Origin of the sequence: Sphingomonas kyungheensis, assembly GCF_037120395.1 — a bacterium.
Taxonomy (GTDB): domain Bacteria; phylum Pseudomonadota; class Alphaproteobacteria; order Sphingomonadales; family Sphingomonadaceae; genus Sphingomonas; species Sphingomonas kyungheensis.
Window position 1 is genome coordinate 157,936 of the sequence record NZ_JBBBDM010000006.1, and the last position, 10,795, is coordinate 168,730.

Genomic DNA, 10,795 nt, shown 5'->3' on the forward strand with positions numbered 1-10,795 from the left:
GGAAAAGGCGGAGGCCGGGCCCGGCCCCGCGGCTACGCCGTAGCCAGTGATCTATTAACAATTGATTACCTCGCCCGATCTTTTGGAAATGTTAGACGGGAGCACGCATCGCATTAGGCGGTCGCCCGATGGCAGCAGGCCACCGGGCGACATCGGCCTAGGCGGCCCTAGGCGGCCTTGGCAAAGGTCCCGGACCACGCTTTGATGTCAAGCACCGTGATCAAACCGCCGACGGGAGCAACGATGGGGACGTTGCCCGGCTTCATCGCGGCGCGTGCCGCGACGGCGGTGAGGGCGGCCTCGTAGCCTCGCTCGCCGACGTTGCCGGGCATGCGGGCGACCTTGAGCCGACCCTTCGCGTTCAGCGACACCATGAGGCGGGTGTCGGCGAACATCAGGACCGCCGCGCTGCGATCGGTCCGCTTCCACAGGCGTCCGCCTCGCAGTACGATCGTCTGGGCGAGGCCATCGGTGACGGCGACGTGGAACGTCGTCGGCAGCGTGGCGCCGTCGGTGGCGTCAAACGACGGATAGACGATCTTGTAGTTCTTGCTGCAGGCGAACTGCCCGAGCGCGTCCTCGTCGGCCATCGTCGGTAGCGTTCCCCCCATGAACAGCGTGTCGCCGTTCGAATGCGGGCGTCCGGCGAGGGCCATCTCGCACTCGATGGCCACCGTCACGTCGTTGACGGCCTGAAAGTCTAATTTGTCGGTCATGATATTCCTTCCGGCGAGTTCGCGGCCGAGCCGCGATGGTTCAGGAAGCCTGCGAGGAATTTTTTCCCCTCTGCACGAGCTTCCAAGCTGACCCCCGCCGTGAGGCTTCCACTCCAGTTGCAAATTGGGTCCGACACGTGGGCTGCGCCTATCGATTGTCGCCTGCTGGATACCAAAGGCTTGACTAGTGTACCATAGGAATCTATAACGGATCGCGAAAGGAACGGAGATGCATGACATTCCCACCGTCGACTTCGATCGCTTCGCAACCGTCCCGGATGAGTGCTTCGATACCCGCGCCGCCGCCGCGTACATCGGCTGCAGCGCTGGCCATCTGAAGAAGCTGCGTCTCGAGGGGGGAGGGCCGAACTATCATCGGCTCTTTCGCCGCCGCGGCATCGTGTACCGGCGGCACGACATCGATGAATGGCGCTCCTCCCGCCGGTTCGGTTCGACGACCGAATATCCGGAGACGCTGTCGTGACCGCGAGGAACGGCGTGGATGCCTTCGCTCTGCCCTACGGCACGTTGGAGCGGACGATCGCCGAGATCAGCGGCACCGACCCGGAGTCCATTCGCATCAGGTTCCGCAAGCTTCGGCTAAGGCCTTTCCCGCGCGACATACGGACGGGAACCGGTGTTCGAGTTCGCTACGATCTCGCCCGGTCGATCGCCCTCGCGACCGTCTTCGAACTCAATTCGCTATGGGTGCCGCAGGGGAGCGCCGTGTCGATCGTCGAGCGTGCCTGGCCCGAAATCTGCCGCGCGGCGATCTGTGCGGCATCGAACCAGGGGCTGCTGCGGCTTCCTCCGGCGGCGCCTTCCTCGGTAGGTCCGGTGGTCACCTTCATGCCGGATGGGTTCGCGTCCGCAGCCACCGCGGACATCGTGGCGGCGCGTGTCGGCAGTCGGCAGGATGCGGCGGGCAGCGGGCTCCGCTTGGACATGAGCCACCAGATCTCGGCACTGGTGTCCGCGGTCGACACCGGCGATCCGGGTGTCGCCTTTGCCGACCTGGAGGCGAGGTTCGGCTGGACGCGATCTCACGACGCCGCCGTGCCGGATCACCCGGCGGGTGATTTCCTGGATGACGGTCCGTACTTCGACCGTGCCGAGGCGCTGCTGAGCCTCGCGCCCGATGTTGACGTCGCGGCGGACGCCGTGCCCTCCGAGAGAATGCAGGCGCTCGTCGATTATCTCGCCGACCCTTCGCCGGTGGACGTCTGGAAGGCGAACCTGGGGACGAGCGCCGACAAGCCGAGGCTGGGCCATCTCCTCATGGCGTTCGCGAGGCTGCGTGGCTTCGACGCGGCCACGTACGACTTCGTGGAGGCGGCGGTAGGGCCGGACGAGCTCGGTGTCGCGGCAGCTGCCATCGTCCGAAGGGCTCGCGCCCGGCACCCGTGATCAAACTGACGCTGCCGACCATGGATTTCCCATTCGTTGGACAATTATTCTCGGAGAACGAGATGCCTGCTTCGCGCAAAGCCACCAAGTCGACCGCACTCGTCCCCGTCGGCGCCGCGACCGACGATCGGATCGTCGCCGCCCTTCGGTCCGTGTCGGCAGCCGCCCGCATCGGTGGCAGCGGCGGTACGATCGAGCAGGATCAGGGGACGATCCTCATTTCGAACCGCGCTTACGTTACGGCCAGCGGGCTGACGATCGATGCTCAAGAGATTTTCTACAGGTCGGACGACGAGACGTCTCCTGCCCGGCGCCTCGGGGAGGCGGACAAGGTCGCATGGCTGGACGCCGAGACGCAGCTCGAGTGCATCATGATGCGTGCCGGAGCAGGTGGATTTCTCGGCGGGTACGTTGGCGTGCCTCCTACCCATCCTCTCTACGGCTTCACCGCGGGCGCAGTGCCCACGGACATCGATGTCCATGGCGGCATCACCTACGGCAAGGCCTGCCAGCATGGTCCTTCGGCATCACGCCGCTTGGGTGCCGAAGCGCGAAGGATATGCCATCCGCCCGGACGATTCCAGACGCCGGAGGCTACCGTGTACGCGACCGACTACCGGGTGCACGAAGACGCCTGGTGGCTCGGGTTCACCTGCGACAAGGTCTACGACGTCGTTCCCAACGATTCCGACGCCAGCAAGCGGTTTTCCGGTTCCGAGATCGGAGCGACGTACCGCGATGACGACTACGTATGTCGGGAGATCGAGCATCTGGCGCGTCAGCTGAAGGCGATCGCCGACGGCGCGCCTATGCCGACACGAAGGGGGGCGCCGTCGCCGCCGCCGCTGGGTCTCGATGTGAGCAAGGGCGCGTGACGTCGCCTAATCGCGGTCCGAACAGCGGTAGGAATCAGCCACTTCCATGGGGGCATTGGCTGACCCAGATCGGCTACCGCGTGGAGGACGGCCAGGGCGGAAGCTGGCGCAGCGTCCGGGAGGCGTTTTGGGTCGGGCGTCTCGGCTTTCCGTCCATCCACTTTGTGCCCGAGCAGCAGGAACTGCTGTTGCGCGTCCTGTCCACCATCGAACGCGGAACTGACCAGCGTTCCGAGGGGAGACACGAGCTGTTCTCCGGCGACATGCTGTTCTGGCGCTTCTACATATGCTGGATCGTGTCCATCGGCCTTGCAGACGTCGATGGTCGAGGAAACCCCCTGAATCCGCTTCTGACCGAGGAGGGGCTGCAGGTGCGCCTTATGCTCTCGGCGACCGCCGACCCCGCATGGGCGGAGTTGCGTATGTCCGAAGTGGTGGATGCCGTCCGCAGGGCTCACCACGGCGGCCCTGAGGAGCTGCGCGAGGCGATGCTGCAGTCGTTCGAACGGGAGTCTGCTGCGAGACCCACCGGCTTTGCGCGCAAGACGGTTGGACGATCTCACATGGTGACACTGACCGGTCTCAGCACGGAGGGCCGCATGCCGCTGCGGCGAACCTTCTGGTCCTTGGGCTTCGCCGACCCCGAGCACCGGGACGACTTCTACGGCTGGCTGGCGCAGCGGGTTCATCGTTGGGACGACTGGGCGGCCATCGCCTACAACAAGGGTGCAGATGCGTTGACGCAGCATCTGCTCACATTGATGTCATCGAGCATCTGCAACCTTGATATGCCCGGTTAGAGGTCGGACGCTTTGAATCTCATAACGCTATCGACGGATGGACGCTTTGGTAGGGTTACACTTTTCGCGCTGGGAGGGATTGGGTGGAAACCGGCCCGTCCGCTTTTCGGCGGTGATCACGACATAGCGGCCATTCGTTCAGGTGGCGGGGGAGGGGCCTCAAATGCCCGTCGATGGTGAAATGTCGCCAGTCCGCTTTGGGATGGCGATCGCGAGAAGTGGACGTATTCGTCCTTCGGGGCGGGGGGCCAAATGCCTGCCGGTGGTAGATAACGGCTCGTCCGCTTTCGGCTGGCGCCCGGCGCGATCGGACATTCGTTTAGTGGTAGGGCAAGTGGCTCGATCTTTTGCGCGTGACGAACGGCAGACCGACGGTTCCCGGCCGGCAATCATGAGAGGCGGAGGCTCAACTGAAGGTGGGGAGGGCGCCTGACTGGCCGTCTCGTATGTATCGCTAGTTGCACGTGGAAGCGGTGACTCCATTGACGGGATTGACGCCCGGATCAGAGGTATCGCGATTGTCGCGCACCATCATTGCAGCAATCTCATGCATCAAAGGTGGGGGCGCAAACCGCGCAGAGATAATCGGCTGATACTGGTAGGCTATCTCGACGAACATAGCTGGAGCACTCGATCCTGCTACGATGCGGGCATTGGCAGGTCCCATGCCCGTGACCGTCAAATTGCCCTTTCCGTCACCCTGTTTGCCATAGGTCGAGGGATAGGTGAGCATACCATAGCAGCGCTGCCAATGTAGGTACTGACCGCGCGGTTGGTCGGCGTCGACTTCTAAGCTCGTCAGGATCACCCGTCCATTGCGTGCTAGGTTAAGCGGGCCGCTCTGCAACCCGGCACCGACGAAGAGGTCGTTGATCTGCTTTTCATCGATCTCTGTTTGCACCGAATTTTGCGTGCCGATGCGTGCCGCATTGTCTGAAATTTGCAGCGCTAGTTGGCTGATCTGCTGGCGAACGATGCAATAGTTGCCGAATTCGAGCAGCCACAGCGATCCTATGATCAGCAGCGGCAGGCACAGCGCGAATTCCATCAGCGCGAGGCCGCGCGTATCCTGCCTGATGTGCTTTAGGAGCATCGAAGATACGGTCATGAGCAGTATCCTGTAGGGGGATCGGCTTGCTGATCGTTCGGCTGATTGCGGATGAGTGTTTTAGCCGTCAGCACCGTCTGCGGTGCTGACGGAAGAAGGGCGGTCAGACCAAGGCGATTGTAGCTCGCCGTAGCAACCAACAAGACAACGTCTCGCGCGCCGCCTCTTCCGGTCACTGACCCGTCGACGTCCCAGTTGCCATTCCGATTGCTGTCGACAAAGGCCTCTCCGTGGTCGCATCGACCGTCATGATCCGCATCGTTATATTCTTCGGCAGGATTTGCTGCGTTGCTGTAGTCATGATAGCTCTTAGCGACGAGGCTGACGTTGGCCGCTGGCATGATCTGGTGGACTGCGTCCGTGACGCTCGCGGTGATCGCATTAACCCTTACCGATGAACTCGCGCCCTCAAGACTGAGGTCGCGCGCGGCCTTCTGCAGAGATCCGACAAGCGCCGATCGAACGTACATGGTGTGGCATGTCTCAAGGCCACCGAGGAGCAGCAGAAGCAGTAGGGGCGTGACGATCGCGAACTCGACCAGGGTTGCTCCGCGCGTCGATCGAGCCAGTCGCTTTAGAAGCGGCATCGTCATCGGGTCAGCCTCAGTTGTGCGATCTTCGCCGCGATTTCAGCAAAGGTGTCGTTGAGCTGCTGGGTGTTGTTGGCCTGGAAAGCCCGCCCCGTCGATGCGCAATTCTTAAGCAGCGGGGTGAGGGTGGTGCCGAAGGCGATCACCCAGACGGTAATGCCCTTCTGGTTTTTGGCGATGCCGCAATATTTGGTCAGCCGGTCCTCGACGATCGTATTCTGATCGTTGTCGTTCGGTAGAGAGCCGGTATCGGTGCGGCGTCGGTCGAGCGCCGACAAGCCGTAGGCATCATAGTCCTGAATGTGCGACTCGGTATCACCGTCGGTCATAAAAATGATGTTGCGGGCGATCGAGCTGCCATCCGGAGCGGCGGTGTTCTCGCTGCCGAAGATGCCTTCCTTGGAGATCAGTCGAAGTCCCCAGAGGAAGCCGATGTCGTGATAGGTATCGCCGCGCGTCAGCAACGCGTTCAAGTACGATTGCACCACACTAGCGGTGAGGCCCGCTTCCTTGCTCTGCAGTTTGCGCGCCGCGCTAGGGCAGGCGGCGCGGCTAGTCGTGTAACTCGAAAGGAGGGTATAGCCCGCAGTCGTATTGACCGCGTTGACGTTCCAGCCTGTCGGCGTGCTGGTGTTATAGTTCGAGACCTGACGCGCGAAGACGAGCGCTGGGAGGAACGGGCGCCACTGCGTGTCAGGGTTGGACGGATCAGGTTTGCTGTCGACATCCATGTCCCAGGCTGTGCCGGTTTCGTAGGGCCGCAGTGTCTTCCGTTCCTCGATGCAGGCGTTCGATGCAGTCCAAGACACTTTCTGGTCGCTGCCGACGGTGTCTGTTCCAGACGGTGCGTTGACGTTAGCCATCGACACATTGGAGGCGCCTGCCATGAGTCCGGTGCTGGCCGAACCCTTGAATGTGGCTACGCTGTAGCTAACCGGGCGATACCAGAAATAGTTGTAGGTTGTATAAACTGGCTGGCCGGCGTTTGGATTATTAGAGACAGTCTGGGTCTGTTGCTGCTGTGTGCTGGCATAGCTATTCTTCGTGATGACGCATTGTCCACCACTGTTAACCGAAGCCGAATAGGTGTCGCCCCCATAGGTTCTGTAATTGGTTCGTGAGCGTGGAACCGCGGAGGCGGACGGGTCCCATGCAGAGCTGGAGGTATTGGTGCTGGTAGCTGTATTCGCGGGGGCCGTGCAGTTTTCAGGGTCACCATAGCTAGTGGATGTGGTTGGCGTGATCGAAGGAGACCAAGCCGAATAGCTTGTGGTCGTCGCTCCCTGCGTACCCGTCTGGGTTTGCTGTTGACGATCGAACTGGCGAGACTGGTAGGTCCAATTGTCCACCATCCACTCGCGCCGCAAAAGCAACCCGACGTTGACTGTATTGGAATACGGCACAAAGCCATACCGGACTTGCGTACCGGCGATCTTCGCTTGCTCAAGCGTGTTGTAGAAATTGAGAACGGCATTGCGCAGTCCGGTGATCTTGTTAGCCGAGTCGCCAGGATTTGTGTCCGTCATCGAGCCGGTCGTATCAAGTACGAACATGACGTCGGTGTTGGGTAACTGTAGCTGCGCATCGCATTTGCTGACGAGATTGACCTGCCTGACGCCGAAGATCTGCATGATCGCCATCGGCACCGAAGTTGAAGCGGTGCCGTGAACGACGACATTCGCATCAACGCTGGGCTGTGGGAACTGCGTGTTGAACGATCCGTATCGGCCCGGAGAAAAGTTAGCGTTGAAATAAGCCAGCGCCGTAGGATACGTCGTTGGTACGACGTTCGTACCTTGCATCGACTTACGATAGGCAAGCACACCAGCGTCGCAGCCTTGCTGCATTCGTGTCTTGATCAGGTAAATGCGACTTAGATCCAGCGCACCACCACCCATTGCCAGTAGCAATGACATACCTAAAGCCGAAAGGATCATGACATTGCCGCGCTCGTCACGTGCGATGCGGCTGAGCAGGTGTATTGAGCCAATAGCCATAGTGCCCCGTTGGCCATCCGGTGAGTTGCTCGGTATGGCTTGAAGCGGAACTAACTCAGATTGGTTAATAATTAGGCCGTATCGGCGTGATCTTCATCATACGACGAGGCGGGGGCCACGCTTCACAAAGCCATTGCTTTGGGTCTTCACTGCAATCACGAGAAGCCGACCACCGCATGGGGTATGTAAGGTGCCTCCAGCCTCCCGATTTCTGCATCTGATAAGGTCAGGTCGAGGGCTGCTAGCGCGTCAGTCAGATGGGTCGGCTTGGATGCCCCGATAATTGGCGCCGAGACTTCCTGCTTGGCAAGCACCCAGGCCAGTGCAACCTGCGCGCGGGGAACGCCGCGTTCGGCGGCAATGACGGATACCGTCTCAACCACTTTGCGATCAGCCTCAACAGTCGCGGCGTATAGCGTCCGACCAAATTCGTCGGTGTTTGACCGTTCGGTAGCTGCGTCCCAATCACGGGTTAGTCGCCCTCGCGCAAGTGGACTCCACGGGATCACGCCGATCCCCTCTGCAGCGCACAAAGGCAGCATTTCGCGCTCTTCCTCGCGGTAGAGCAGGTTGACGTAGTTCTGCATCGTCGAGAAGCGCGTCCAGCCGTTCGCCTCTGCCACATGGAGCATCGTTGCAAACTGCCAAGCGAACATCGACGATGCGCCGATGTAACGGGCTTTTCCTGCTTTAACGACGTCGTGCAGTGCCTCCAGCGTCTCTTCGATAGGAACCTCATGATCGAAGCGGTGGATTTGGTAGAGGTCCACATAGTCGGTCCCGAGCCGAGTAAGGCTGGCGTCGATTTCGGTCATGATCGCCTTGCGGCTAAGCCCTGCACCGTTCGGACCAGGACGCATGCGGCCATGAACCTTGGTCGCGATCACGACGTCATCGCGGCGAGTGAAATCCTTGAGCGCGCGTCCGACGATCTCCTCCGACGTCCCGTCCGAATAGACGTTTGCCGTATCGAAGAAGTTGATGCCTGCTTCCACCGCCTGGCGCAGGATCGGACGACTTGCTTCCTCATCAAGTGTCCAGGCGTGATTGCCACGATCCGGGATGCCGTAGGTCATGCAGCCGAGGCACAGAGGTGATACGTCGAGGCCGGTGTTGCCCAGCTTGATGTAGTCCATAGTTTGCCTCACTCATCTGGTTTTCCGTCTGAACGAACAGCGCGTGATTACGGCTCAAACCCATCGCGAGGAGCGATGAGCGTGCTCACGGGATGCCAGTGACAGCCTGATTCCACGAGCGTCATGCCCTTTCAATCTATGTCGGATTATGACACATAAGTGTGATGATTTGCTCATCTGATATGCGTGCCGCTATGGCAGAAGTGGAGCTAGAGCTGCGGCGTCACGCGGAGCGGGATAGGCTTCTTCCAGAAATCGCCAACGATGGCGGGGCCTGGAGCATTTTGCTCTATCTTTTCTCAAGGCAGGCCAGCCCGGTAAACGTCGGCGCTATATGCGCCCATTCGAGTGAGCCACGAACGACGGTACTGCGACGGCTTGCTGTACTCGAGTCGTATGGATTCATCGAGCGGCGCGGTGGTCATGCCGATAAACGTGTCTCATTTATCAGGCTGGAACAGGACGCTGCCAATCGAATTTCACGTTATACTGAAGCTGTCAAAGCAATCGCCTAGTTACGGAATGTAGACCTAAGCCGGCTGCAATGATGGATCGTCAAGGGTTTTCTTCCATGCTCCACGAGCGTTCAAAGCCCTTGTTGTGAGACAAGCCTACCCATCCCGTATCGAAGTCAACGACGAGGCGTGCGCCGAGCTGCCTCAGCAGCATGTTGCATTTCACCCGCACGGTATTTTCGTAGATTTCCTCGTCCAGGTAGGCTGCCAGTTTCGATGTGAGCTTCACGGCCTTAGCGTTGAATCCATGTTCATTGAAAATAAGGTCGTCTATCTGATCTTCTAGTTTTGCCACCTCGGCATAGAAGGTGGCGCCTGCTCGTCGCTTTGCACCCCCGGGCGATCTGGGCGAAAGGCTGCTTTGAAGGTCCGATAGTTCTTGTACGGCTCGGAACACGTGTTGATTGGGGTCGGAAACTTGGTGCCATGGAAGGTCGTCGTGAATCCATCGGCTAAGCTGCTTCTTGGTGATGATCTCGAAGGCGTCGTAGTCAAAGCCGGATGCGTTGCATCCATGAAGTATGCGAGCTCCGTCGCATGCTAAAATGGCACGGCCATACTCACCATATGAATGGTGTCGTACCGGTGCGCCGCAACCGGCGCAAAACAGCATGTTGGCAAAGACGTTGAGTTTAGCCGCGTTCCCTCCGCGCCTTCTCGTGCTCGCCAGAGCCTGCACCTTGAGGAAGGCTTCTGGTTCGATCAGCCGCGGGAAGTAGTCCGCAAGAAGCTTAATCGGACGCCTGCTAGTCTCTCCATTATCGTGCGTCGCGATGTACAACGGGAGAACGCCCGTCACCCGTCTATTCCGCAATAGCGTCGACACGGTCGGCCGTGTCCACGGCTGCGACCCCCGCCATCTGCAGACGCCTCGCGCATTGAGGTGATCCGCAATCTCGAATGGAGATCGGCCATCCAAGGCCAATTGGAAAATGGTCGAGAGAACCTCTGCGCGTTCGGATCGCGCTACGATCTGTCCTGTTGCCTTACAGACGATGAGCCAGTCTGGCACCCGGCTCGTCATGACCTGGGTGCCGGCGCTGTCACGCTTTCGGATCCAGGCCTGCTTCGCTCGGAACGACTTCAGCGAGCTTTCCTCGTTGGCGCGGATGAAGACAATCAGGGCAAAAATCAACGCGAGAGGATCGGCGGTTAGCGATGCTTCTGAATAGGTCCGATTGTCGACCAGCGAGACGACGTTGATCTTGGCGAGGATCAACTCGGTGAGCAGGTTCTGCGCCTGCAAGATATTCGATCGACTGAGGCGATCAAGGCTCTCAATCAACAGGTAGCTGCCGGGTGCGATCCGGCCATTCCGCACGGCAGTCAGGAAATGGCCTAGCTCGCCGTGAACGGCATTTTGACCTCGATAGCCTGATACACCGAGATCACGAATGGTAAGGCGGTTATCCAGCTCCAGCTCATGATCACGCGCATACGACTCGGCAAGAGTGGACTGACGAGTAAGGCTGTCCCCTCCAATCTGATCCAGGCTGCTGAAACGCTGATACGAGTAGGCGACGATTGTCATGGTAGACCAAGCATTAGATGAGCCCATACCGTAGCATTAGGACTGACGTGACCCCTGTCTTTCATCCAGCTGCGACCAGAGACCGACGGGTGTTGTCGCGCATGAGCGCAGGTGAAGCAA

At 60.0% G+C, this 10,795-nt stretch carries 11 protein-coding genes; 5 read left to right on the forward strand and 6 right to left on the reverse strand.

The features are described from left to right. Nucleotides 1-167 precede the first annotated feature (167 nt). The gene (locus V8201_RS13395; protein WP_336545604.1) at nt 168-716 is read right to left on the reverse strand and encodes a hypothetical protein; all 549 of its coding nucleotides are present in this window, start codon (nt 714-716) and stop codon (nt 168-170) included. Between the two features lie 229 nt (nt 717-945). Between V8201_RS13395 and V8201_RS13400 the strand changes: the two genes are divergently transcribed. From V8201_RS13400 to V8201_RS13415, 4 genes are all read left to right on the forward strand, one after another. Next, the gene (locus V8201_RS13400) at nt 946-1,200 is read left to right on the forward strand and encodes a hypothetical protein (protein WP_271299843.1); all 255 of its coding nucleotides are present in this window, start codon (nt 946-948) and stop codon (nt 1,198-1,200) included. A 14-nt stretch (nt 1,201-1,214) separates the two neighbouring features. Beyond that, on the forward strand, nt 1,215-2,123 hold the full coding sequence (locus tag V8201_RS13405; RefSeq protein ID WP_271299844.1) for a hypothetical protein: 909 nt from the start codon (nt 1,215-1,217) through the stop codon (nt 2,121-2,123). Next, complete coding sequence (locus tag V8201_RS13410) at nt 2,120-2,998, forward strand: hypothetical protein (protein ID WP_271299845.1); 879 nt, start codon at nt 2,120-2,122, stop codon at nt 2,996-2,998. The genes V8201_RS13405 and V8201_RS13410 overlap by 4 nt, the downstream gene beginning before the upstream one ends. An 80-nt stretch (nt 2,999-3,078) precedes the next feature. Then, nucleotides 3,079-3,798, forward strand: a complete 720-nt coding sequence (locus V8201_RS13415; RefSeq protein WP_271299846.1) for a hypothetical protein — start codon at nt 3,079-3,081, stop codon at nt 3,796-3,798. 454 nt (nt 3,799-4,252) lie between these two features. Here the strand turns inward: V8201_RS13415 and V8201_RS13420 are convergent, their stop codons facing one another. The 4 genes from V8201_RS13420 to V8201_RS13435 form a co-directional block, all read right to left on the reverse strand. Next, on the reverse strand, nt 4,253-4,906 hold the full coding sequence (locus V8201_RS13420; RefSeq protein ID WP_037535354.1) for a TadE/TadG family type IV pilus assembly protein: 654 nt from the start codon (nt 4,904-4,906) through the stop codon (nt 4,253-4,255). Then, nucleotides 4,903-5,499 carry a TadE/TadG family type IV pilus assembly protein gene (locus V8201_RS13425; RefSeq protein WP_271299059.1) on the reverse strand — a complete coding sequence of 199 codons (597 nt, stop codon included), beginning with the start codon at nt 5,497-5,499 and terminating at the stop codon, nt 4,903-4,905. The genes V8201_RS13420 and V8201_RS13425 overlap by 4 nt, the downstream gene beginning before the upstream one ends. Beyond that, nucleotides 5,496-7,493: a pilus assembly protein gene (locus tag V8201_RS13430; protein ID WP_271299058.1), complete on the reverse strand. Its 1,998-nt coding sequence runs from the start codon at nt 7,491-7,493 to the stop codon at nt 5,496-5,498. Before V8201_RS13430 ends, V8201_RS13425 begins: the two co-directional genes overlap by 4 nt. Nucleotides 7,494-7,648: 155 nt before the next feature. Beyond that, complete coding sequence (locus V8201_RS13435) at nt 7,649-8,629, reverse strand: aldo/keto reductase (protein WP_271299057.1); 981 nt, start codon at nt 8,627-8,629, stop codon at nt 7,649-7,651. A 194-nt stretch (nt 8,630-8,823) separates the two neighbouring features. Between V8201_RS13435 and V8201_RS19045 the strand changes: the two genes are divergently transcribed. Then, nucleotides 8,824-9,144, forward strand: coding sequence for a helix-turn-helix domain-containing protein (locus V8201_RS19045; protein WP_373276482.1), 321 nt, complete (start codon nt 8,824-8,826; stop codon nt 9,142-9,144). Nucleotides 9,145-9,184: 40 nt separating this feature from the next. Here the strand turns inward: V8201_RS19045 and V8201_RS13440 are convergent, their stop codons facing one another. Then, nucleotides 9,185-10,675, reverse strand: a complete 1,491-nt coding sequence (locus V8201_RS13440; RefSeq protein WP_271299056.1) for a recombinase family protein — start codon at nt 10,673-10,675, stop codon at nt 9,185-9,187. Nucleotides 10,676-10,795 lie beyond the last annotated feature (120 nt).

Bases quoted from the DNA above. Each gene is read 5' to 3' on its own strand.
- V8201_RS13395 (WP_336545604.1), bottom strand. From the start codon at position 716: ATGACCGACAAATTAGACTTTCAGGCCGTCAACGACGTGACGGTGGCC.
- V8201_RS13400 (WP_271299843.1), top strand. From the start codon at position 946: ATGCATGACATTCCCACCGTCGACTTCGATCGCTTCGCAACCGTCCCG.
- V8201_RS13420 (WP_037535354.1), bottom strand. From the start codon at position 4,906: ATGACCGTATCTTCGATGCTCCTAAAGCACATCAGGCAGGATACGCGC.
- V8201_RS13425 (WP_271299059.1), bottom strand. From the start codon at position 5,499: ATGACGATGCCGCTTCTAAAGCGACTGGCTCGATCGACGCGCGGAGCA.
- V8201_RS13430 (WP_271299058.1), bottom strand. From the start codon at position 7,493: ATGGCTATTGGCTCAATACACCTGCTCAGCCGCATCGCACGTGACGAG.
- V8201_RS13435 (WP_271299057.1), bottom strand. From the start codon at position 8,629: ATGGACTACATCAAGCTGGGCAACACCGGCCTCGACGTATCACCTCTG.
- V8201_RS19045 (WP_373276482.1), top strand. From the start codon at position 8,824: ATGGCAGAAGTGGAGCTAGAGCTGCGGCGTCACGCGGAGCGGGATAGG.
- V8201_RS13440 (WP_271299056.1), bottom strand. From the start codon at position 10,675: ATGACAATCGTCGCCTACTCGTATCAGCGTTTCAGCAGCCTGGATCAG.